Source organism: Roseomonas sp. WA12, from assembly GCF_054165765.1.
In genome coordinates this window covers 3,863,958-3,884,728 of record NZ_CM135108.1, presented here as the reverse complement: position 1 = coordinate 3,884,728, position 20,771 = coordinate 3,863,958, and the positions used below count along the sequence as shown (strand labels likewise).

Genomic DNA, 20,771 nt, shown 5'->3' with positions numbered 1-20,771 from the left:
GTGCAGATCATCAACTGCACCCTGTACCGGGACAATCCCTATCAGTCCGCACTCTACTCTGCGCTGGAGGGCCGGTACGAGGGCGTGAAGGGAACGATCGACGACGGCATTGCGGGGCTTGCTGCGGACGGACGGGCTCTCGTCCATGTTCACTGGGAGGAGCACGTCGTTCGCGGGCGGCGCACAGCTGCCGAGGCGCGCGCAGCGGCGGACTACTTCGTGCGACGGCTGAGGGAGTTCGTCGAATCCGGAGGGCGGATCCTCTGGACGGTGCACAACAGCATGCCGCACGAGCTCGAGTACCCGGAGGTATTCCAGTATATCCGGGAAGTCCTGGCTTCGACGAGCGAGCGGATCATTGTGCACAACACGGAGGGGATCAACGTCCTCTCGGCGCAGGTCCGGCTCGATCGCCGCAAGCTGTATTTCCTCCCGCATCCCTCCTATCTCGGCGTCTACGAGCCGGAGGAGGCGACTGAGCGCGCTGTGGAGGTGCCGACGGCGCGCCAGATCCTGGCTTTCGGAAAGCTGCGCCGGTACAAGGGCCTGGGACGGCTGATCGACATGCTGCCGGCCGAGTTCCTCGCCGGCGAGCAGGCGATCCTTCGGATCAGCGGCGAGCCTATCCGGGATGATCCCTACCTTCCCGAGCTTCGGAAGCAGTACGCACCCAGGCAGGACATCGTCTGGGATGTGCGGAGCATACCGGACGCGGAGGTTCCGACGCTGCTTCGCTCCGCCCGCTGCCTGGCGCTGCCCTATGAGCGATTCCTGACCTCGGGTGTCGCGCTCCTGGCGCTGAGCGTGGGAACGATCGTGGTGGGTCCAGCGACGATGCCGATGCGCGAGGTGCTGCCGGTGGAGGCACAGCGTTTCCTCTTCAAGCCGGATTCCACAGAGGACTTTCAGCGCGCGGTGCGTGACGCCATGGCGCTCGGCACGGAGGAGGTGCAGGAACTGCGCCGCGCCTTGCTGAAGCGCGCCCGATACCTGCACCCGCATCGGATCAGCCGGCAGCTCGGGGGCCTTTACGACCAGATGCTGGCGATGGCCGGCGCCCCTTGAAGTGCCAACGCTTTGGTGATGGGGCGGCCCCTACCTCCGTGGTAGAGCGCTGGTTCGCGTGGACGTCGGCATAACGGGCCTGGATTTGGATTTGTGCCGCGACCTGCGCGTTCCAAGATCGCAGGCGCAAGCGGCACCACTGCTTCCGGGTCGGATAACAGGTGGGCCGCCTGTGTAGTAACGCGCGCCAGTCATTCTCTCTCGGCGGCTCCATGATCTGCAGTTTACACGGCGTCTGTGGCGAGTGGACGCCCCTCTCTCTTGCGGGACCGTGCGTGGCAGGAATGGAGTGCATTGAATGACGCGCATGACGATCCTCGATGCGGAACTCTTCGATGGCCAGCTCACGCTGCGACTGACGCTTGGGCCCGGGGCGGATGAGGAGGCGGTGCTGGCGCTGGTCGGCTTTGACCGGCCGGCCGCGCCGGTGCCGGCCTTGCCGCTGCGTCGCGATGCGCTGCGGGTGGCCGAGGACGGGGTGTTTCTGGCCACACTGCCGCTGCCACCGCCGGATTGCCCTCTCCACGGCATCTCGGTTCTCCCTGCCGGCGCGGGGGAGGAGGTGGCATTCGCAGGCGATCTCGAAAGGCAGCTGGCGCGCCTGTTCCCTCAAGGCCGCGAGACCCGCACGGAGTTGCCTGAGCATCGCGCCCAACATTGGGAGAGCGGGCGGATGCGCTACTTCCTGGCGGAGCAGGTTGTGCGGTTTTTCCGGACGCCGAGGGAGCGCCGGATCAGTGCCGTGCTTGTTCTTGCCTATGAGGCAGTGGAGATCGGTGGGTCGGCGCAGGTGGCACGGGCGCGTGCAGCGTTGCGAACGGCCTTTTCCTGGCTCCCACGCCTGCCCTTGGACATACAGCCGAGGCGTAATCGCGAGCACCGGGAAATCTCGCTTCTGAGTGCGCAGTGGCACCTGGAGCTGGCAGCAGGAGAGGTGGAAGCGGCGCGCAGCACATTGCGACGGGTGCTGGCCCTGGCGGATAGTCGGACGAGCTACGCGACACTAGCGAGGTCCGCCTCCAGGTCGCTGCTCATGGCCGGATGGATGGAGTGGCGCTCCGGTGACGTGTCGGCGGCGCTGGCCTGCTGGGAGGCGGGTGTCACGATGTTCAAGCGGGCGTCCCGCGACGCCGACCCTCTGCAGCCTGCGCTCTTCGGCGAGCTGACCCATAGCCTTGAGGCCGCGCAGCTTGCCGGACTGTGCATCCGCACCATTGAGGGGCATGCAGGGGCGGAGATGCCGTCGTTGGAGCGCGTGCTGGAAACGGCAGCCCGGGTAGGGGTTGCGGGGCGCCGGCTGCTTCTCGCCAATCTTGTCGACTATTTCGGGACGGAAGGTGCCGGGCCGGCGATGGCGAGCGAGGCGTGAAAGCCACCGCGGACGTCAACGACTTCGCTGCCCAAATCGACGAGTGCCGGAGGACGGCAGGTACCGGCCCTGTTCACGCAAACAAGGCTCTTCAGCCACGACGACGTATGAGGCCGTCGCCGAGGGTCGTGGACCCTCGGTGCGACCCCTGAAACAAGATGGTGGGGTCCGGGGAGCCTCAGGCTCCCCGTCGAGCGGTCCAGGGGGGCAGAGCTCCCTTGGGGCCGGATAGCGCCACAGGTCCGCTCAAAGCCGATAGGTCGCCCGCGCCGTATTGTGCAGCACGGCGTGCCGCTCGGCCGGGGTGAGGCCGGATAGGCATTCCAGCATCACATCCAGCAGCTCGTCATAGCGGGTCCACAGCATCTCGATGGGATAGTTGCTGCCAAACAGGCAGCGCTCGGGGCCGAAGAAGCCCAGCGTTTCCTCAACCACGGGTTTCCAGAGCTCCACGGAGCAGGTCCGCTCGAAGGTGCCGAGACCGGAGAGCTTGCTGACGATGTTCGGGCAGCCCGCCAAGGCGCGCATCCCCTCGCGCCACTGCGCCCAGCCCTCCGGGCTGCGGTCCTGGAGCATGCCGGCATGCTCCAGGATGAAGCGCGTCTCCGGGAAGTCCTGCACGAGGCGCAGCGCGTGATCCATCTGGCCGGGGAAGACCTGCAGGTCGAAGGCAAGGCCGCGGCGCGTCACCTCGGAGAGGCCGGCGCGCCAGGCGGGGTCATTCATCACGTCCGGGCGCGGGGCGAAGCGGTAGAGGGGCGTTTCGTGCCAGTGGAGCTGCTGGCGGATGCCGACGATAGGGCCTGCGGCCATCTGGCGGTCCAGCACCGTGGCCACATCGGGTGCGGCGAGGTCGGCGAAGGCGACGATGGCCATGGGAAAGGACTGCGTGGCGGCTTCGGCCTTCACCCATTCCACCTCGGCCACCTCGTCGCCGGGTGCGACGTTGATCTGAATGTAGACGGAGCCCACCACCCCTCGGCGCTTTGCGGCGGCGATGAATTCGGCGGCCCCGTAATCGCGGCGGAGGGCGCCGTACTCGCCGAAGATGCGCGGCACGGGCGGGCCGGAGAGCCAAGGCACGCGGGCCAGCGCCCAGATATGGTGGTGCGCGTCGATGATGGGGTCCATGGCTGCCCTCCCCCGTGCCGCCACCAGGCGGTCTTTCGCCATGGGTGCCGCGCCGGGGATGATGGCGCAAGATGCCGTCCTGCGCTGAGAATGGCCCGCGCGCCCCAATCGTCAGAGGTGACCATGCCCCGTCTCGTTCTCGATCCCGCCCAGGTCCTGCCTGCCGACCGGGGGGAGGCCTGCCTTGTCGGCCGGGTCTGGCGGCCTGAGCTGGAGGGGCCCTCCGTCGTCGCGCTGCGGGGCGATGACGTGATCGACGTGACGGCGAGCTTCCTGACGGTCAGCGAACTGTGCGAGCGGCAGGATCCCGCGGCGGCGTTGGCGGGCGCCACGGGCGAAAGGATCGGCGCGATTGGCGACATCCTGGCCAACACGCCGCCGGGTGCGCGCGATGCGGGCCGTCCCTGGCTCCTGGCGCCGGTGGACTTGCAGCCGATCAAGGCCGCGGGCGTGACCTTCGCGGTCTCGATGCTCGAGCGGGTGATCGAAGAGCGGGCGCGGGGCAATGCGGATGCGGCTGCGGCGATCCGGGCCGAGGTGGTGCGGCTGGTGGGGGACGACCTGTCGCGGCTGAAGCCGGGTTCGGCGGAGGCAATGCGGCTGAAGGAGGTGCTGATCGCCCAGGGGGCCTGGAGCCAGTACCTGGAGGTGGGCATCGGGCCGGATGCGGAGATCTTCACCAAGGGGCCGCCTATGTCGGCGGTGGGCACGGGGATGGATGCGGGGCTGCACCCGAAATCCTTCTGGAACAACCCGGAGCCGGAGGTGGCGCTGGCGGTGTCCTCCACCGGGCGGATCGTCGGGGCGATGCTGGGGAATGACGTGAACCTGCGCGACGTGGAGGGGCGGTCCGCGCTGCTGCTGGGCAAGGCGAAGGACAACAACGCGGCCTGCGTGCTCGGGCCGTGCCTGCGGCTCTTCGACGCATCCTTCTCATTGGACGACGTGCGGCAAACCACCGTGACGCTGGTGGTGGAAGGGGAGGATGGGTTCCGGATGGAGGGGTCCTCCTCCATCGCTCAGATCAGCCGCGACCCCGAGGATCTCGTGGCGCAGATGATCGGGCCGCATCATCAATATCCGGATGGCGCGGTGCTGTTCCTCGGCACGATGTTCGCGCCGGTGGCGGATCGTGGCGCGCCGGGCAAGGGCTTCACCCATGCAATGGGCGATACTGTCACCATCGCGGCGCCGAAGCTGGGCGCGCTGGTCAACCGCATGCGCTCGACCGACGATTGCGAGCCCTGGACCTTCGGGACGGGCGCGCTGATGCGGGCGCTGGCGCGGCGCGGGTTGCTCGGGGCAGTTTAGAACGGCGCACCGCGCGGCTCAGGAAGGGGCCGCGCGGCGCGCATGCGACTCACTCGGCCGCGGGTGCCGCCGAGAGCACGCCGCGGCGGAGCTGATCCTCCTCGATGCTCTCGAACAGCGCGCGGAAGTTGCCCTCGCCGAAGCCGTCATCGCCCTTACGCTCGATGAACTCGAAGAAGACGGGGCCGATGACGTTGGCAGAGAAGATCTGCAGCAGCAGCCGCGCCTTGCGATCCTCCACCACGCCCTCGCCATCCACGAGGATGCCGTTCTTCTTCAGCCGCACCAGGTTCTCGCCATGGCCGGGCAGGCGGGCGTCCACCCTGTCGTAATAGGTGTCGGGCGGGGCGGGCATGAAGTTGAGGCCGGCCTCGCGCAGGCCCTCGATAGTGCCGTAGATGTCGTCGCAGCCGCAGGCGATGTGCTGGATGCCCTCGCCCTTATAGGCGCGCAGATATTCCTCGATCTGGCTCTCGTCATCCGCGCTCTCGTTCAGCGGGATGCGAATGCGGCCATCCGGGCTGGTGAGGGCGCGGGAGAAGAGGCCGGTGTACTCGCCCTTGATATCGAAGTAGCGGATCTGCCGGAAGTTGAAGATGCGCGCGTAGAAGTCGTACCAGAAATCCATCCGGCCGCGGAACACATTATGGGTCAGGTGGTCGATGTAGTAGAGGCCCGCGCCCGTCGGCCAGGGATCGCGCGCGCCGAGCCACTCGAACTCGGCGTCATAGGCGGAGCGGCCCTCGCCATACTGGTCGATGAAGTAGAGCAAGGACCCGCCGATGCCCTTGATGGCCGGAATGTCCAGCGTCTTGCCCGAGGTCGCGGGCTCGGCGCCGTTCTTCAGCGCGTGGTCAAAGGCGTGCTGCGCGTCCACCACGCGGAAGGCCATGGAGGGAACGCAGGGGCCGTGCGAGCCGGCGAACTCCACGGCGTGCGAGCCGGGCTCCTCGGTCAGCAGGTAGTTGATGTCGCCCTGGCGGTAGAGGGTGCTGCGCTTGGTACGGTGCCGGGCGACGGCGGTGAAGCCCATCTGCTGGAACAGGGCGTGGAGCTTCTCGGGCTCGGGGCTCGCATACTCGACGAAGCCGAAGCCATCGGTGCCGGCCGGGTTGTGCTCGGTGATGGTGGCGCGGGGGGCATCGTGGGGGAAGGGGCCCATGGGAAGTCTCCTCTGATTGCGTCCAGCCTAGGCGCCATCGGGCGCGAGAGGCGTGCGAAAGCAGGAAGTTTCGGCTGTTGGATGCACGCTTCTCGCGGGTTAGGCTCCTGCCATGCACGGAACCGTCACGCTGGACGCGATCGACCTGCGGCTGCTGGCTGCGCTGCAGCGGGATGGGCGGCTGACCAACCAGCAGGCCGGGGAGGCGGTCGGGCTCTCGCCGTCCCAGTGCTCGCGCCGGCGGCTGGCGCTGGAGGCGGCGGGGGTGATCCGCGGTTATCATGTGGAGCTGGCGGCGGAGCCTCTCGGGCTGCGGCTGCTGGTCTTCGTGCAGGTGACGCTGGCCACCCATAGCCGCGACAACGCCCAGCGCTTCCGCGAGCTCGTCTCGCGCCTCGAGGAGGTCCAGGAGGCCTATGCGATGACGGGGGATGCCGATTACCTGCTGAAGGCCGTGGTGCCGGATCTGAAGGATCTCTCGGCGCTGGTGAACGACGTGCTGCTGCCGCATGAGAGCGTGGCGCGGGTGCGGTCCTCGATCGTGCTGGAGCGGCTGAAGGAGTCGAATCGCCTGCCGCTCGGGGCGCTGCGACGGGGGTAGAAGCCGCTTCTATCGTTTCCTTGGATGGAACCTTCTCCTCGCAAATCGGTTCTTTCCCTGTGGCGTGTCGGACCCGGTTGGGTGCGCCAGCAGGAGGCATGCGATGAGCGACAAGCCGGGAGCGCAGCCTCCCCCCACCCATCCCTTGGCCGACATCAAAGGCGACGCCCAAGCTGCTGCCGCGAAGCTGCAGGCCGGGGCCGGACAGGCCGCGGACTCGGTTCGGGACACGGTGGCGGGCGCGGCCGAGGATGCCGCCTCCACCGGTGCGGAGATCGCCGACGCCGCGCGGGAACGTGCGGAGGGGCTGGCTGACCAGGGCAAGCAGGCCGCCGCCGAGCAGGCCACTGGCTTTGCCCAGGCCATCCGCCATGCGGCGGAGGACCTCGAAACCTCCTCCCCGGAAATCGCTCGCCATGTCCGCACCGCGGCCGATTCCGTGGAGGGCATTTCCGCGGCCCTGCGAGATCGCAGCGCGGGCCAGCTTGTGCAGGACGTGACGGATTTCGCCCGCCGGCAGCCGGCGGCTTTCTTCGGCGTGGCGGCAATCGCGGGCTTCGCGCTGGCGCGCTTCGCCAAGAGCTCGTCCGATAGTGCCTCCGCCAGCGCGGGCCGGCATGGCGGCCCTGTCTCGGTCAGCCCGAATGCGGCTCCGGGCTGGGTGCCGATGCGGGGTGACGACGTGCCACGGCCGGCAACGATGGCGGCGGCCTCGCTGGGCGGCGCTGTGGCGCACCGGCCGGGCGACGCGATGCCGGGCAGCATGCCGGAGGCGCCGGCATATCAGCCCGCCACGGTGGCACCCGGCGTGACCTCGGGCGCTTCCTCTGGCGCGGCCTCCCCGCAGCCAAGCGACCGGTCGGGAACGCCGCTATGAGCCAGCACACCGATCGCTCCATCCCTGACCTCCTCGGCGACCTTGTCGACCAGACCTCGACGCTGGTCCGCAAGGAGGTGCAGCTTGCCCGCGCCGAGTTTAGCGAGAAGCTGGCCACCATGGGCGCGGCGGGCGCCTCGCTGGCAGTGGGCGGCGTGCTGCTGCTCGCGGCGCTGATCGTGCTGCTGCAGGCAGTCGTCGCGGCATTGGTGGAATACGCCCATCTCTCCGCGACCGTCTCCGCGCTGATCGTCGCGGTCGTCGTCGCGCTGATCGGCTACTCCGTGCTGCGCGGCGGGCTGAGCCGCCTCAAGGCCTCCAACCTCACACCCGACCGGACCGTCGCGCAGCTGTCGCGAGACGCCGAGGTCGCCAAGGAGCAGGTGCGATGAGCGGGATGGGCACGGACCCCGGGAGCAAGTCGCCCGGGCAGATCGAGAGCGAGGTTGAGCGGACCCGCGCGGATGTCTCGGGCACGCTGGACGCGCTGCGCGGCAAGCTGGCGCCGGGCCAGTTGATGGATCAGGTTGTGGACCAGGTGACGGAATATGCGCGGGGATCGGGCGGCGCGGAGTTCGCACGCAATCTCGGCGCCTCGGTGCGGGACAACCCGCTGCCGGTCGCGCTGATCGGGGCCGGGATCGCCTGGCTGCTGCTGTCGAAGAACGGGTCCGGGACGTCCACCACCGCCCCGGCCCCCGCCTCCGGGCAGCGGCTGCTGCCAGCGCCCCGCCATGAGGGGGCCTATCTCGGCAGCATGCCGGTCGGCGGCGCGGATGGTGGGTCGGATACCGGGCAAATGGGAACCGCGCGGGCGCGGGTCTCGGATGCGATGGAATCCGTGCAGGACCGTGCGGGGCAGGTGGCCGGGGCGGCGGGCGACGCCGTCTCCCGCGCCGGGTCTGCCGTGGGCGATGCGGCATCCCGCGTCACCGCGGCCGGGTCCGACCTTGCGGACAGCGTGTCCGACGCCGCTGGCCGGGCGGTGCATGCGGTCGGGGCCCTGGGCCATCACGCGGCCGGTGTCGTTGGCGGCGGAATCGACTCGGTGCAGGGTGGGGCGTCCTCCATGGCCCGCGGCGTGTCACGGAGCGTCGAGGATCTCGCGGGGGCGCAGCCGCTGCTCCTCGGTGCGCTCGGGCTCGCGCTCGGTGCGGCGCTCGGGGCCATCCTGCCGCGCACCCAGGCCGAGGACCGGCTGATGGGCGAGGCGCGCGACGCGGTGGCGGATCGCGTCGGCGACGCGGCCCGCGAGGGATATGAGAGCGTGAAGGCCAGCGCCGGCGAGGGGCTCGGCCAGGTGCAGGAACGCGTGGCCGACACCTATTCCGAGGTGAAGAACCGGCTGGACCAGGGCGGGCTTTCCACAGCGGGCGAGACGCTCGGCAAGGCCGCCGGCGATATCACCCGTGCGGCCGGTGACGCGCTGCGCGGCGTGGCGGACGAGGCGAAGCGCAGCATCGCCGAAGGGCCGGACGGCAAAGGCGGTTCGGGCCAGGGCTAGGCGCGGGCTGCCTCCGGGAGGGAGAAAGAATTCTCCCTCCCGGGCCCTCCCTCATCTTCTTGCTGTAGGCTCCCGCGGAGAGATCTCCCCAGGCGGTTCGCCTGGGGATTTTTCGTCAGGCTAGGGCTTGGCGCATCCATTCTGCCCAGCGCAGGGCGTCGCGGTCACGGCCCGGCGCGGCGACGATCTGGATGCCCAGTGGCAGGCCGCGCGGGCCCGTGCCGGCGGGCACACTCACGGCCGGTGCGTGCAGGGCGGTCCAGAGGAGGTTGAAGGCCGGGTCGCCGGTCCAGCCGAGGCCTTCGGGAGCCTCGCCAGGGGCGCTCGGCGTCAGCACGGCGTCGTACTCCGCGATGGCGGCCGGGAAGGCGGCGCGGGCGGCGGCGAAGGTGGCACGGGCCCTGTCCAGCACCTCGGCAGGCATGGCGCGGGCGGGTTCCAGCTTCTCGCGCAGGACAGCGGAGACGCGATCCGGGTGATGCTCCAGTTCCCAGGCCAGAGCCTGGGCACTTTCCATGTTCATGACGGTTGGATGGACTTCGGCGGCATCGGTGAAGACGGGCGGAAGCTCGCCCCGCACCACCGTGGCCCCGGCGGCGGTGGCGGCGCGCTCGGCGCGTTCCATCAGCGCCAGGGTCTCGGGCGCGGCCTGGCCGGCATGCGGGCCGAGGGCGAGCAGCAGCCGCGGCGCACGGTCTGGCCGCGCCGTCGGGTCGCCAAGGTCGCGGCCAGTCACGGCGCCGATCAGCAGGGCGCAGTCCTCCACGCTGCTGGCCAGGGCGCCGATCGTGTCGAGCGATTCGCTCATCACCTTCATGCCCGCGCGATGGATGGAGCCATGAGTGGGCATGAAGCCGACGATTCCGCAGAAGGCCGCCGGGCGCAGAACGCTGCCCGCTGTCTGCGTGCCGAAGGCCAGCGGGAACAGCCCCGCCGCCACCCCAGCCGCAGAGCCGGAGGAGGAGCCGCCGGGCGTATGGGCGGAGTTGACGGGGTTGGTGGTCGGCCCGGGCTCGCGGGTGGCAAATTCCGTCGTCACGGTCTTGCCCATCACCACCGCCCCCGCGGCGCGGGCCAGTGCCACCGCTGCAGAGTCCGCACGGGGCACGTAACCCGCCCAGATTGGGGAGCCGTAGCCGGAGGGAAAGCCTGCTGCATCCAGCACGTCCTTCACGCCCAATGGCAGCCCGTGCAGCGGGCCGAGGGGGGCGCCCGAGGCTGCCTGCGCATCCGCGGCGCGGGCGCCGGCGAGGGCAACATCGGCGTCCAGATGGGCGAAAGCACGCAGCACCGGCTCGCGGGCCCGGGCGCGTTCGAGGCAGGCCTCCATGACGGCGACGGCGGTCAGCGTGCCGGCACGGAGGCGGCGGGCGGTTTCGGCGGCGGTGAGGTCGGTCATCCCGGGATGTTCGGTCGCGGAACGGTCGGGGGGAAGTCCGACGGCAGCGGCGATCCCCGAACTTGAAGAAAAAGGAGGGGGTCTGGGGGAGTTTGCTCCCCCGGCCTTCGCTCTCCGCTATACCGGCCGGGTGACCACGCTCCCCGACCCGCTGCTCGACCCACTGATCCTGGCCGCACCGCCCGCCATCGCTCCAGCCCCGCTGACGGCGGCCCTGGCCGCGCATTGGGGCCTGACAGGCACACTGCATCCGCTGGGCGGGGAGCGAGACCGCAATTTCCGGCTGGATCGGGCCGAGGGGCCGCCGCTGCTGGTGAAGCTCTCCCATCCCGACGAGGAGGCGGCGATTACTGGCTTCCAGACCGAGGCGCTGCTGCATCTCGAGGGAGCCGATCCGGCCCTGCCGTTGCCCCGGATGCTGCGTGCGCGAGGCGGAGAAACCGCCCTCTCCCATCCGGCCGATGATGGGCGGCCCTGCCTGTTGCGGGTGCTCACCTACCTGCCGGGGCGGCCGATGACGGGTGCGGTTGCCTCCGCCCGCGAGCTGGGTGTGCTGACGGCGCGGCTGGACCGGGCGCTCGCGGGCTTCGAACATCCGGCGGATGGGCGCCGCCTGATCTGGGATTTGCGGGAGGCGCCCGCGCTACGCACCTTCCTCAGCGATGTGGAGGATGCGGGGCTCCGCGCGCTGGCCGCCGCGGCGCTGGACCGGTTCGAGGAGGAGGCTGCGGCAATGCTGGCAGCACTTCCCGGCCAGGTGATCCACAACGACCTCAACCCGCACAACGTGCTGGTGGACGAGGCGGGCGCGCTGTCGGGGATCATCGATTTCGGCGACATGGTGCGCGCCTCGCGGCTGCAGGAGGTGGCGACGGCCTGCGCCTATCTCGTGCGGCCCGGGGATACGCTGCTGGCCGGGCCCGCGGCGTTTCTGGCGGGGTACCGCACGGTGCTCGATCTGCCGGAGGAACAGGCGGCGCTGCTGCCCGTGCTGATCGCCGCGCGCATGGCGATGACGGTGCTGATCACCCATTGGCGCGCGCGGCGGCAGCCGGAGAACGCGCCCTATATCCTGCGCAACATGCCCGGCGCGCGGGCGGGGCTGGAAGGCCTGGCGCGGCTCGGCCCTGCCATGATCGAGGAGTGACGGCGATGCCCGATACCGGCCCCAAGGGCATGGCGATGATCAACGCCTTCGACCCGCGCCATGCCGCCGCGCTGAACCCGCGCGAGCAGGCGATGGTGGAGCGGCGGCAACGGCTGCTCGGCCCCGCTTACCGGCTGTTCTACGAGCATCCCGTGCATCTCGTGCGCGGGGAGGGCGCCTGGCTGTTCGATGCGGAGGGCAACCGCTACCTCGACTGCTATAACAACGTCGCCTCCCTCGGCCATGCGCATCCCCGCGTGGTGGAGGCGATCGCGCGGCAGGCGGCGCGGATCAACACCCACACGCGCTACCTGCACGAGACGGTGCTGGACTACGCGGAAGCGCTGCTGGCCACACTGCCCGCCGCGCTGGGCCATGTGATGTTTACCTGCACGGGTTCGGAGGCGAACGACCTCGCGCTGCGGATCGCGCGCGCCCATACGGGCGGCGAGGGCATCGTCGTCACCTCGCTCGCCTATCACGGCGTGACGAGCGCGCTGGCGCAGCTGTCGCCTTCCCTCGGTGAGGGCGTGCCGCTGGGGCGCCATGTGGCAACCGTGGCCGCGCCCGACCTGTATCGCGGCGGCGCGGAGATGCCCGCGCGCTTCGCGGCCGATGTCGCGGCCGCCTTTGCGGATTTGCGCCGCCACGGCATCCGCCCCTGCGCGCTGCTGGTGGACACGATGTTCACCTCCGACGGCGTGTTCCCCGATCCCGCCGGCTTCCTGGCCGGTGCGGCCGAGGCGGCGCGAGCGGCCGGGGCGCTGTTCATCGCCGACGAGGTGCAGCCGGGCTTTGGTCGCACCGGCGCGATGTGGGGCTTCCAACGCCACGGCGCAGAGCCGGATATCGTCACCATGGGCAAGCCGATGGGCAACGGGCATCCCCTCGCAGGGCTCGCCATCCGGCCGGAGCTGCTGGAGCGCTTTGGCGGCCAGGTGCGCTACTTCAACACCTTCGGCGGCAATCCGGTCTCTGCCGCCGCCGGCCTGGCAGTGCTGGAGGTGCTGCGGGACGAGGGCTTGCCCGCGAACGCGGCGGCGGTGGGTGCGCATATGCTGGACGGGCTGCGGGCGCTGTTGGCACGCCACCCGATCATCGGCGATGTGCGCGGCGCCGGCCTGTCGATCGGGGTCGAGTTGGTGCAGGACCGGGCGACGAAGGAGCCGGCGACGGAGGCGACGGCGCGCATCGTGAACGCGCTGCGCGAGCGCCGCGTTCTGATCAGCGCCTCTGGCCCCGGTGCGAATATATTGAAGATCCGTCCGCCGCTCTGCCTGACGCAGGAGCAGGCGGGGCTGTTCCTAGAGACGCTGGACGCGGTGCTGGGGGAGGTCTGACGGCGCTGGAGAGGGCGCTGCCCTCTCCAGACCTCGCCCGCCAAGGGCCTGAGGCCCTTGGAACCCCGTTTGGCTGCCGCGAAGGCGATGCCGGCAGGGGTTTCTAGCCTCCCTTTAAAGACTTCGCCGTCGTTGCAGTCGCCTCGGGTCACTGACCCGAGGCGCACCGTCAGCCAAATGGATCCAATCCGAAGAAAAAGATGATGGTGAGGGGTTTGGGGAGAGGAAGAATTCCTTCTTCCTCTCCCCGAGGCCATCAGCACCGAATGCTCAGGACGGCCTCGCCGAACCGCCGCCGAGGGCAAAACCGGCGGCGGTGGCCACAAGGCAGAGCAGGACGGAGCCGGCAATGTTGGCGAGGGCACTGACGGTGCGGCCCTCCCGCAGCAGCTCCAGGGTTTGCAGGCTGAACGAGGAAAAGGTGGTGAAGCCGCCGCACAGGCCGATGATGACGAAGGCGCGAAGGTCGGTGCTCTCAGCGAAGCGTCCGCTGCTTGCGGTGAGGGCGGCGAAAAGGCCGATGGCAAAGGAGCCTGCGACGTTGATGCCGACCGTTCCCCAGGGAAAGCCGGGGCCGGTGAGGCGGGCGATGGCAAGGGCCATCCAGCCGCGCGCGACGCTGCCGAGGGCGCCGCCGAGAGCGATGAGGAGCACGGCCCGCGGCGTCATGCGGCGATCCACTCCAGCACGGGTGCGGCCGGGCGTTTCAGCCTGAAGGATGCGGCCTGCGCCAGGGCTTTCGGCGCCAACGCGGCGGCGCTGTTGGGATTGAAATTCGCGCTCAAGGAGGATTTCAGTGCGCGGGGCAGATGCTCGGAGTGCCTAGCCGAAGTGCCCGCGCCACCACCCGACGAAACGGGTGAGGCCGGTGCGCAGGTCCGTGGTGGGCTGCCAGCCGAAATCGCGCAGCATGGCCGAGGTGTCGGCGAAGGTGGCGGGGACGTCGCCGGGCTGCATGGGCATCAGCACGCGGCGGGCGGGCACATCCAGCAGCTCCTCCAGGATCGCCACCATGTCGAGCAGCTTCTCGGGGTTGCTGTTGCCGATGTTGTACAGCCGGTGCCCGCCATCGGCGGGCGGATGGTCGAGGGCGGCGATGATGCCGGCGACGATGTCGTCCACGAAGGTGAAGTCGCGGAGCATGCGGCCTTCGTTGAAGAGCTTGATCGGTTCGCCCTTCAGCATGGCATCCGTGAACAGCCAGTAGGCCATGTCGGGCCGGCCCCAGGGACCGTAGACGGTGAAGAAGCGCAGGCCCGTGAGCGGCAGGTGGTAGAGATCCGTGTAGACGCTGCTCATCAGCTCGCCCGCGCGCTTGGTGGCGGCGTAGAGCGAGGCCGGGCGGTCCACGCGGTCGGTCTCGAGGAAGGCGCCGCCCTCGCTGCGCGATCCGTAGACGGAGCTGGTGGAGGCATAGACGGTGTGGCGGATGCGGCCCTCGGAGCGGCGCACGCCCTCCAGGATGCCGAGATGGCCGGTGACGTTGGCCGCCGTGTAGGCGAAGGGCGCCTCCAGCGACCAGCGCACGCCGGCCTGGGCGCCGAGATGGGCGACGCGGTCGATATCGGGGTTCGCGGCCATGAGGGCGAGCAGGGACTCGGTGTCCGCCAGCTCGAGCCTGTGCATCTGGAAGGCACCTGGGCGCGCATTGCCGGTGAGGGCGTTGACGCGCGCCTCCTTCAGCGCGGGATCGTAGTACGGGTTGAAGTTGTCGAGGCCGATCACCTCCTCACCGCGGGCGAGAAGGGACTGGCAGAGATGGGCGCCGATGAAGCCGGCCGCGCCGGTGACGAGGATGCGGCCCATGCTCAGGCCGGCATCGCCGAGCGGTCGGTGGGGCTGGAAAGGGGCATTGCGGGGCTCCGTCGGCGGCCACGGGGGCATGCTTTACCGCAACAGTCCTAGCGGAGCCGGGCCGGAGCGGCCATCCCGGGCGGGAGGCGGTGTCGCAGCTTGCCTTTTCGACAGGCGGCGCGCCATACCAGCCGCGGACACCGGGGGGAGCCCATTTCGGGCTGAGAGGCGGGACTTTCCCGCGACCCCTGGAACCTGACCCGGTTCGGACCGGCGTAGGGATCGGTGCACCATGACGACCATGCGCCCGCAACACGCGAGCCCGCCAACCCTCCATTCCGCTCCTCAGGCGGTTGGTCGGGGAACGGCGTGCCCGTGGGCTGGTGCGTCGCGTCCGGGCCAGCCGTCTCCGCCCCCGCCTGGCGGGAAGGAGGAGACCCCATGCAACGCCGCTCCCTGCTGACAGGCGCCGTCCTTTCGGCGCTTCCACTGCCCAGCCTGGCCCAACCCACCCTTGCCCAGCCGGCGCGCGCCCGCACGCTGCGCTTCGTGCCGCAGGCGGCGCTGACGGCGCTGGACCCGATCGTGCAGAACGCCACGATCAGCACCACCCACGGCTTCTGCGTGTTTGACACGCTCTACGCCACGGACGGAAAGCTGCACCCGCGCCCGCAGATGGCGGCCGGGCACGAGATGAGCGCGGACGGCCTGCTCTGGACCATCCGCCTGCGCGACGGCCTGCGCTTCCATGACGGCGAGCCAGTGCGGGCGCGGGATTGCGTCGCCAGCCTGAAGCGCTGGTGCGTGCGGGACCTGTTCGGGCAGATCCTGGCCCGCGCCGTGGCCGAATGGGGCGCGCCGGATGACCGGACACTCACCATCCGGCTGAACCGCCCTTTCCCGGCGATGCTCTACGCCCTGGCCAAGCCCGCCGGCATCCCGCCCTTCATCATGCCCGAGCGCCTGGCGAACACAGATCCGGCGCGGCCGGTGCCGGAGATGGTGGGCAGCGGGCCGTGGAAGTTCATTGCCTCCGAGTTCAACCCGGGCAGCTTTGTCGCCTATGCGCGCAACGAGGCCTATGTGCCGCGCGATGAACCCGCCGAGGGCGCCTCGGGCGGCAAGCGCGTGCATTTCGATCGCCTGGAGTGGCACATCATCCCCGATGGCGCGACGGCTGGCGCGGCGCTGCAACGGGGCGAGGTGGATTGGGTGGAATATCCGTTGCCGGACCTGCTGCCGCTGCTGGCGCGGGACCGCAACATCCGCACGCAGATCTACGACCCGATCGGCTTCCTGGGCGTGATCCGCTTCAACCACCTGCACCCGCCCTTCGACAAGGTGGAGGTGCGTCGCGCCGTGCGCGACTGCATCAGCCAGCCCGACCACATGGCCTCCGTCGCCGCCCCTGGCGACTGGCGCGAGTGCCACGCGCTGTTCCCCTGCACCCTGCCCGATGTGGTGGAGTTCCCGTCCCCCCCGCGCGACTTCGCCCGCGCCCGCGCCGCCATCCGCGCGGCAGGGGCGGAGGGGGCGAAGGTGGTGGTGATCAACCCCACGGATTTCGCGGCCGTGGCCCCCCAGGGCCGGCTGGCCGCGGATGTGTGCCGCCAGCTCGGCTTCCAGGTGGACCTGCAGGAGATGGACTGGGCCGCGATGCTGACGCGCCGCAACTCGCGCGAGGATGCGAGTCATGGCGGCTGGAGCATCTACCCCACTAACTTCCCGGCCGCTTCCATCGCCAATCCGGCGGTGAATTCCGGCATCCGCGGCGACGGGCCGACCGCCTGGTTCGGGTGGCCGACCGATCCGGCGACGGAGGCGAATATCGAGCGCTGGCTCTATGCGCCTGACCCCGCCGCGCAATCGGCCGCCTTTGCGGAGGTGCAGCGCACGGCCTGGGACCATGTGGGCTTCGCGCCCAGCGGGCTCTTCGTGCTCAAGACCGGGTTCCGGGCGGACCTGTCGGGTGTGCTGCAGGGCCCCAACCCGTATCTGTGGAACCTGCGGCGGGGCTGACGCGCGAAGGGGGCCGCCGGACATGCCGGCGACCCCCTTTCACGCGTTGGCAGGCATCGGCCCGCTCAGCTGTGCTGGCCGTCGCCGCCCGTCGCGCCGCTCTCCTCCAGCGTGTTCAGCGCCGGGTTCACATCGGCCGTGCCCTGCGGGGCGGCGTTGCGGGAAACCGCGGGCAGGTCGATCGGGCCATCGACGGTCCAGGCGGTGCGGGCAAGCGCGCCCTGACCGAGGGCCGGGCCCATTAGGGCAGCGGCAAGGCCGAGGGTACGGAGGGTCTTGGTGAGCGAAGTGGACATCGCGCTATATCCTTGGTGAATGGCGGCGGCACTATGTCGTCGTCGTCTGGCCGGGATATGGACCCCCGCGCGGGGCGGATCCAACGCATGCGGCGGATAGGCCGTATCCGTCTAGTGAATGGAAGTGCCCCGTTGCATGATACGGCCGGATCGGCACGGAAGGCTTGTGGGGCAGGATGAACCAGCGCGCGGATGAGGCCGGGCTCCGGCAGTTCGACCTCAACCTGCTGCCGGTTTTCACCGCCCTGATGCGGGAACGCAGCGTGACCCGGGCCGGCGAAACGCTGTTCCTCTCGCAGCCTGCCACCTCCTCCGCCCTCGGGCGGCTGCGCGCCATCTTCAAGGATGAGCTGTTCATCCGGAACGGCCGCGTGCTGGAGCCGACGCCGCGGGCGGAGGCGCTGATGGAGCAGCTCGCCCCCGCGCTGCAGAGCATGGCCGGCGCCATCGCGGGCGCCGTGCCCTTCGACCCGGCGACGGACACCCGCACCTTCCGCATGGGCATGAGCGAGGACGTCGCGATGACGATGATCCCCTTCCTGCCGATGCTGCGGCAGGCCGCGCCGCACTGCCGGATGATCGTCCGCAGCGCCAGCTTCCGCACCATCCCGCACATGCTGCAATCGCGCGAGATCAACCTGGCGCTCGGGCATGTCGTGGAGCTTCCGGCGGCGGCGAAGCTGCGGGTGCTGCGCCGCGGCGGCTGGCGCGTGCTGCGCGATGCCGCCTCGCCCGGGCCGGTGGACCTGGACGCCTATTGCGCCCGGCCGCACATGCTCGTCACCCCACGGGGCGACCTCACGGGCTTCGCGGATGAGGAGCTGGCAAAGCTGGGCCGGAGCCGGCAGGTGGTTCTCGGCGTGCCGGATTTCGCGCTGATGCCGCGCACCCTGATGGGCACGAACCTGCTCTGCCTGGTAACCGAGGCGGTGGTGGATGCATTGCAGGCGCTGGGGGAACTGGATCGCCTCGCGGTGGATACGCCTCCCTTTCCCTGCCCTGAATCGGTGCTGCACATGGCCTGGCGGGCGGCGGTGGACCAGGATCCGGGCGAGGCTTGGCTGCGCGGGCAGCTCGTGCAATGGCTGGCGCGGCGTTGATCCTGGAGGGGGCTGCGGGCCATGAGTGGTCCGGCCCCCGGCTGTCCATCGCCTTCCCACGGCGCGCGGGGTAGAGGGGGCGCATGGCCGACGCCCCCGCCCTGCTGGCAGCCGCCCGCGCCCATTTCGCCACCGGCGCCACCCGCCCGTTGGAGGCCCGCCGCTCCGCGCTGCTGGCGCTGCGCGACGGGCTGGCGGCGATGGAGGACGACCTCCTGGCGGCCCTGGCGGCCGATCTCGGCAAGTCCGCCTTCGAGGCCTGGACCTCCGAGATCCTGCTGGTGCGGCAGGAGATCGCGCTCACGCTCAAGCGCCTGCCCCGCTGGGCGGCGGAGCGGCGCGTGGGTGGGCGCTGGTTCCACCTGCCCGGCCGCGCCGCGCTGCGGATGGAACCGCGGGGCGCGGTGCTGATCCTCGGCCCGTGGAACTACCCGGTGCAGCTCTGCCTCGTGCCGCTGGTCAGCGCCGTCGCCGCAGGAAACACGGTGGTCTTGAAGCCCTCCGAGGTCGCGCCGCGCACGGCGGCGGTGCTGGAGGTCATGGCGGCGCGCTGCTTCGCGCCCGGCCATGTGCAGGTAGCCCAGGGCGGCCCCGATCTCGCCGCAGCCCTCACGACCGAGCCCTTCGCCCACATCTTCTTCACCGGCAGCACCGAGACCGGCCGCAAGGTGGCCGAGGCCGCGGCGCGCAACTTGGCCACCACCACGCTGGAGCTGGGCGGCGCCAATCCCTGCATCGTGGACGAGAGCGCGGATGTCAGGCTCACCGCGCGGCGCATCGCCTGGGCGAAGTTCATGAATGCCGGGCAGACCTGCCTCGCCCCCAACCATGTGCTGGTGCATGAATCCCGCGCCGAGGCGCTGACCGCCGCGCTGCGCGAGACCATCCGCCGCTTCTACGGCGCCGATGGCCGCGGGATGCAGCGCGTGGTGGATGCGCGGCATCTCGGCCGGCTGGAGGCCGTGCTGGCGCGGGGACGCGTGGTGCAGGGCGGCGGCGTGGACAGGAACGCGCTGCACATCCAGCCGACGCTGATGCTGAATCCCGATCCCGCCCTGCTGCGGGAGGAGATCTTCGGCCCCATCCTGCCCATCGTCCCCTGGCGCGACCGTGGCGCGCTGCTCGCGGAACTGTCCACGCAGGCTGAGCCGCTGGCGCTGTATGTCCACACGCGGGATCGCGGCTTCGCCGATGCCGTGGCGCAGGCGCTGCCATCAGGCGGGTTCTGCGTGAACGAGCACATCGTGCACTGCACCGTGCCCGACCTGCCCTTCGGCGGCGTCGGGCCGAGCGGGCAGGGGCGGTATCACGGGCAGGCAGGGTTCGAGGCCTTCTCCAACGCGCGCGCCGTCTTCCGCCAGCCTGCCGGGATCGATCCGCCCATGCGCTACCCGCCCTACACGACCCCGCTCTCCGTCATCAAACGGCTGATGGGATGAGCGCCTTCGACGCCATTATCCTCGGCGCCGGTGCCGCCGGGCTGATGGCCGCCTTCACCGCGGGGCAGCGCGGGCGGCGCGTGCTGCTGCTCGACCATGCCGATGCGCCGGGCGCCAAGATCATCATCTCCGGCGGCGGGCGCTGCAACTTCACCAACACCGGGACCGAGCCGTCCCGCTTCTTCTCGGCCAACCCGCACTTCGCGCGCTCGGCCCTCGCCCGCTACACGCAGGACGATTTCATCGCGCTCGTCGAGCGCCACCGCATCCCGTATCACGAGAAGACCCTCGGCCAGCTCTTCTGCGACGGCTCGGCGCGCGCGATCGTGCAGCTGTTGCTGGACGAGTGCGAGACGGGCGGCGTGGACCTGCGCCTGCGCCACCGGATTATCGACGTGACCCGCGCCGATACCTTTCGGGTGGAGACGGATCGCGGCACCTTTACCGCGCCGGCCCTCGTGCTGGCCACGGGCGGCCTTTCCATCCCGAAAATGGGCGCGACGGGCCTCTCGCTCGACCTCGCGCGCCGCTTCGGCCTGGCGCTGGTGGAGCCCCGACCGGGGCTGGTGCCGCTGACCTTCGGCGAGGCCGAGCTGGCGCTGATGCGGCCGATTTCGGGCGTCTCCCTGCCCGTGGAGGCGCGCGCGGGCGCGACGCGCTTCCGCGAGGCGATGCTGTTCACCCATCGCGGCCTGTCCGGCCCCGCCATCCTGCAGGCCTCCACGCCCTGGCGGGCGGGGGAGACCGTCCAGCTCGACCTGCTCCCGGATGTGGACGCCACCGCCTGGCTGCTGGCGCGCAAGGAGGAACGGCCGCGCGCCGCGCTGCACACGGTGCTGGCGGAACGCCTGCCGCAGCGCCTGGCCGCGGCGCTCGGCACCACGCGGCTGGCGGGGCACACGCGGCCGATCGGGGAGCTCGGGAACAAGGCGCTGAAGGAGGTCTCGGCGATGCTGAAGGGCATGGCCGTGACGCCGACGGGCACCGAGGGCTACGCGAAGGCGGAGGTGATGGCCGGTGGCGTCGATACCGCGGCCCTGTCGCCGCAAACCCTGGCGGCGAAGGCAGTGCCGGGGCTGCATGTGATCGGGGAGGCGGTGGACGTGACGGGGTGGCTGGGCGGCTACAACTTCCAATGGGCCTGGTCGTCCGGCTGGTGCGCGGGGATGTCGGTCTAGCGACCCCTCCGCGCACCGACCGGTTTTAGGCTCGTCAAG

Annotated in this window: 19 protein-coding genes and 1 riboswitch; of the genes, 13 read left to right on the top strand and 6 right to left on the bottom strand. The window is 70.4% G+C overall.

What is annotated here, in order from left to right:
* The gene (locus ACVBD7_RS18470) at window positions 1-1,065 is read left to right on the top strand and encodes a glycosyltransferase (RefSeq protein ID WP_458094707.1); all 1,065 of its coding nucleotides are present in this window, start codon (window positions 1-3) and stop codon (window positions 1,063-1,065) included.
* A 298-nt stretch (window positions 1,066-1,363) separates the two neighbouring features.
* Window positions 1,364-2,434, top strand: coding sequence for a hypothetical protein (locus ACVBD7_RS18465; RefSeq protein ID WP_458094706.1), 1,071 nt, complete (start codon window positions 1,364-1,366; stop codon window positions 2,432-2,434).
* A 246-nt stretch (window positions 2,435-2,680) separates the two neighbouring features.
* Here the strand turns inward: ACVBD7_RS18465 and ACVBD7_RS18460 are convergent, their stop codons facing one another.
* Complete coding sequence (locus ACVBD7_RS18460) at window positions 2,681-3,565, bottom strand: amidohydrolase family protein (protein ID WP_458094705.1); 885 nt, start codon at window positions 3,563-3,565, stop codon at window positions 2,681-2,683.
* A 123-nt stretch (window positions 3,566-3,688) separates the two neighbouring features.
* On the opposite strand from ACVBD7_RS18460, the gene ACVBD7_RS18455 reads away from it, so the two are divergent.
* Complete coding sequence (locus ACVBD7_RS18455; RefSeq protein ID WP_458094704.1) at window positions 3,689-4,876, top strand: fumarylacetoacetate hydrolase family protein; 1,188 nt, start codon at window positions 3,689-3,691, stop codon at window positions 4,874-4,876.
* Window positions 4,877-4,925: 49 nt separating this feature from the next.
* On the opposite strand, the gene hppD is transcribed toward ACVBD7_RS18455, so the two are convergent.
* Window positions 4,926-6,038: a 4-hydroxyphenylpyruvate dioxygenase gene (hppD, locus tag ACVBD7_RS18450; RefSeq protein WP_458094703.1), complete on the bottom strand. Its 1,113-nt coding sequence runs from the start codon at window positions 6,036-6,038 to the stop codon at window positions 4,926-4,928.
* A 112-nt stretch (window positions 6,039-6,150) separates the two neighbouring features.
* Between hppD and ACVBD7_RS18445 the strand changes: the two genes are divergently transcribed.
* From ACVBD7_RS18445 to ACVBD7_RS18430, 4 genes are all read left to right on the top strand, one after another.
* Window positions 6,151-6,639: an Lrp/AsnC family transcriptional regulator gene (locus ACVBD7_RS18445; protein ID WP_458094702.1), complete on the top strand. Its 489-nt coding sequence runs from the start codon at window positions 6,151-6,153 to the stop codon at window positions 6,637-6,639.
* A gap of 103 nt (window positions 6,640-6,742) precedes the next feature.
* Entirely contained in the window at window positions 6,743-7,516 is a 774-nt protein-coding gene (locus ACVBD7_RS18440) for a hypothetical protein (protein ID WP_458094701.1), read from the top strand.
* Window positions 7,513-7,908 (top strand): phage holin family protein, encoded by a 396-nt coding sequence (locus ACVBD7_RS18435; protein ID WP_458094700.1) that lies wholly within the window; start codon window positions 7,513-7,515, stop codon window positions 7,906-7,908. Before ACVBD7_RS18440 ends, ACVBD7_RS18435 begins: the two co-directional genes overlap by 4 nt.
* A complete protein-coding gene (locus tag ACVBD7_RS18430; protein WP_458094699.1) occupies window positions 7,905-9,020 on the top strand; it encodes a DUF3618 domain-containing protein in 1,116 nt (371 codons plus the stop codon). Before ACVBD7_RS18435 ends, ACVBD7_RS18430 begins: the two co-directional genes overlap by 4 nt.
* Before the next feature lie 115 nt (window positions 9,021-9,135).
* On the opposite strand, the gene ACVBD7_RS18425 is transcribed toward ACVBD7_RS18430, so the two are convergent.
* Window positions 9,136-10,419, bottom strand: a complete 1,284-nt coding sequence (locus ACVBD7_RS18425; RefSeq protein WP_458094698.1) for an amidase — start codon at window positions 10,417-10,419, stop codon at window positions 9,136-9,138.
* A 130-nt stretch (window positions 10,420-10,549) separates the two neighbouring features.
* On the opposite strand from ACVBD7_RS18425, the gene ACVBD7_RS18420 reads away from it, so the two are divergent.
* Both ACVBD7_RS18420 and ACVBD7_RS18415 read left to right on the top strand, forming a co-directional pair.
* A complete protein-coding gene (locus ACVBD7_RS18420) occupies window positions 10,550-11,566 on the top strand; it encodes a phosphotransferase (RefSeq protein WP_458094697.1) in 1,017 nt (338 codons plus the stop codon).
* A 35-nt stretch (window positions 11,567-11,601) separates the two neighbouring features.
* Complete coding sequence (locus ACVBD7_RS18415; RefSeq protein ID WP_458097721.1) at window positions 11,602-12,906, top strand: aspartate aminotransferase family protein; 1,305 nt, start codon at window positions 11,602-11,604, stop codon at window positions 12,904-12,906.
* A 270-nt stretch (window positions 12,907-13,176) separates the two neighbouring features.
* Here the strand turns inward: ACVBD7_RS18415 and crcB are convergent, their stop codons facing one another.
* Both crcB and ACVBD7_RS18405 read right to left on the bottom strand, forming a co-directional pair.
* On the bottom strand, window positions 13,177-13,575 hold the full coding sequence (gene crcB, locus ACVBD7_RS18410; protein WP_458094696.1) for a fluoride efflux transporter CrcB: 399 nt from the start codon (window positions 13,573-13,575) through the stop codon (window positions 13,177-13,179).
* Between the two features lie 153 nt (window positions 13,576-13,728).
* Window positions 13,729-14,790, bottom strand: coding sequence for an NAD-dependent epimerase/dehydratase family protein (locus ACVBD7_RS18405; protein ID WP_458094695.1), 1,062 nt, complete (start codon window positions 14,788-14,790; stop codon window positions 13,729-13,731).
* 103 nt (window positions 14,791-14,893) lie between these two features.
* Window positions 14,894-15,000, top strand: a riboswitch (TPP riboswitch).
* Window positions 15,001-15,141: 141 nt separating this feature from the next.
* On the opposite strand from ACVBD7_RS18405, the gene ACVBD7_RS18400 reads away from it, so the two are divergent.
* Window positions 15,142-16,719, top strand: a complete 1,578-nt coding sequence (locus ACVBD7_RS18400) for an ABC transporter substrate-binding protein (RefSeq protein ID WP_458094694.1) — start codon at window positions 15,142-15,144, stop codon at window positions 16,717-16,719.
* Window positions 16,720-16,784: 65 nt separating this feature from the next.
* Here ACVBD7_RS18400 and ACVBD7_RS18395 read toward each other — a convergent pair whose 3' ends face one another.
* Window positions 16,785-17,015, bottom strand: coding sequence for a hypothetical protein (locus ACVBD7_RS18395; RefSeq protein ID WP_458094693.1), 231 nt, complete (start codon window positions 17,013-17,015; stop codon window positions 16,785-16,787).
* A 176-nt stretch (window positions 17,016-17,191) separates the two neighbouring features.
* On the opposite strand from ACVBD7_RS18395, the gene ACVBD7_RS18390 reads away from it, so the two are divergent.
* From ACVBD7_RS18390 to ACVBD7_RS18380, 3 genes are all read left to right on the top strand, one after another.
* The gene (locus ACVBD7_RS18390) at window positions 17,192-18,115 is read left to right on the top strand and encodes a LysR family transcriptional regulator (protein WP_458094692.1); all 924 of its coding nucleotides are present in this window, start codon (window positions 17,192-17,194) and stop codon (window positions 18,113-18,115) included.
* Between the two features lie 83 nt (window positions 18,116-18,198).
* The gene (locus tag ACVBD7_RS18385; protein WP_458094691.1) at window positions 18,199-19,554 is read left to right on the top strand and encodes an aldehyde dehydrogenase family protein; all 1,356 of its coding nucleotides are present in this window, start codon (window positions 18,199-18,201) and stop codon (window positions 19,552-19,554) included.
* Entirely contained in the window at window positions 19,551-20,732 is a 1,182-nt protein-coding gene (locus ACVBD7_RS18380) for an NAD(P)/FAD-dependent oxidoreductase (protein ID WP_458094690.1), read from the top strand. Before ACVBD7_RS18385 ends, ACVBD7_RS18380 begins: the two co-directional genes overlap by 4 nt.
* Window positions 20,733-20,771: the final 39 nt, after the last annotated feature.

Bases quoted from the DNA above. Each gene is read 5' to 3' on its own strand.
- ACVBD7_RS18465 (WP_458094706.1), top strand. From the start codon at position 1,364: ATGACGCGCATGACGATCCTCGATGCGGAACTCTTCGATGGCCAGCTC.
- ACVBD7_RS18460 (WP_458094705.1), bottom strand. From the start codon at position 3,565: ATGGACCCCATCATCGACGCGCACCACCATATCTGGGCGCTGGCCCGC.
- ACVBD7_RS18455 (WP_458094704.1), top strand. From the start codon at position 3,689: ATGCCCCGTCTCGTTCTCGATCCCGCCCAGGTCCTGCCTGCCGACCGG.
- hppD (WP_458094703.1), bottom strand. From the start codon at position 6,038: ATGGGCCCCTTCCCCCACGATGCCCCCCGCGCCACCATCACCGAGCAC.
- ACVBD7_RS18445 (WP_458094702.1), top strand. From the start codon at position 6,151: ATGCACGGAACCGTCACGCTGGACGCGATCGACCTGCGGCTGCTGGCT.
- ACVBD7_RS18440 (WP_458094701.1), top strand. From the start codon at position 6,743: ATGAGCGACAAGCCGGGAGCGCAGCCTCCCCCCACCCATCCCTTGGCC.
- ACVBD7_RS18435 (WP_458094700.1), top strand. From the start codon at position 7,513: ATGAGCCAGCACACCGATCGCTCCATCCCTGACCTCCTCGGCGACCTT.
- ACVBD7_RS18430 (WP_458094699.1), top strand. From the start codon at position 7,905: ATGAGCGGGATGGGCACGGACCCCGGGAGCAAGTCGCCCGGGCAGATC.
- ACVBD7_RS18425 (WP_458094698.1), bottom strand. From the start codon at position 10,419: ATGACCGACCTCACCGCCGCCGAAACCGCCCGCCGCCTCCGTGCCGGC.
- ACVBD7_RS18415 (WP_458097721.1), top strand. From the start codon at position 11,602: ATGATCAACGCCTTCGACCCGCGCCATGCCGCCGCGCTGAACCCGCGC.
- crcB (WP_458094696.1), bottom strand. From the start codon at position 13,575: ATGACGCCGCGGGCCGTGCTCCTCATCGCTCTCGGCGGCGCCCTCGGC.
- ACVBD7_RS18405 (WP_458094695.1), bottom strand. From the start codon at position 14,790: ATGCCCCCGTGGCCGCCGACGGAGCCCCGCAATGCCCCTTTCCAGCCC.
- ACVBD7_RS18400 (WP_458094694.1), top strand. From the start codon at position 15,142: ATGCAACGCCGCTCCCTGCTGACAGGCGCCGTCCTTTCGGCGCTTCCA.
- ACVBD7_RS18395 (WP_458094693.1), bottom strand. From the start codon at position 17,015: ATGTCCACTTCGCTCACCAAGACCCTCCGTACCCTCGGCCTTGCCGCT.
- ACVBD7_RS18390 (WP_458094692.1), top strand. From the start codon at position 17,192: ATGAACCAGCGCGCGGATGAGGCCGGGCTCCGGCAGTTCGACCTCAAC.
- ACVBD7_RS18385 (WP_458094691.1), top strand. From the start codon at position 18,199: ATGGCCGACGCCCCCGCCCTGCTGGCAGCCGCCCGCGCCCATTTCGCC.
- ACVBD7_RS18380 (WP_458094690.1), top strand. From the start codon at position 19,551: ATGAGCGCCTTCGACGCCATTATCCTCGGCGCCGGTGCCGCCGGGCTG.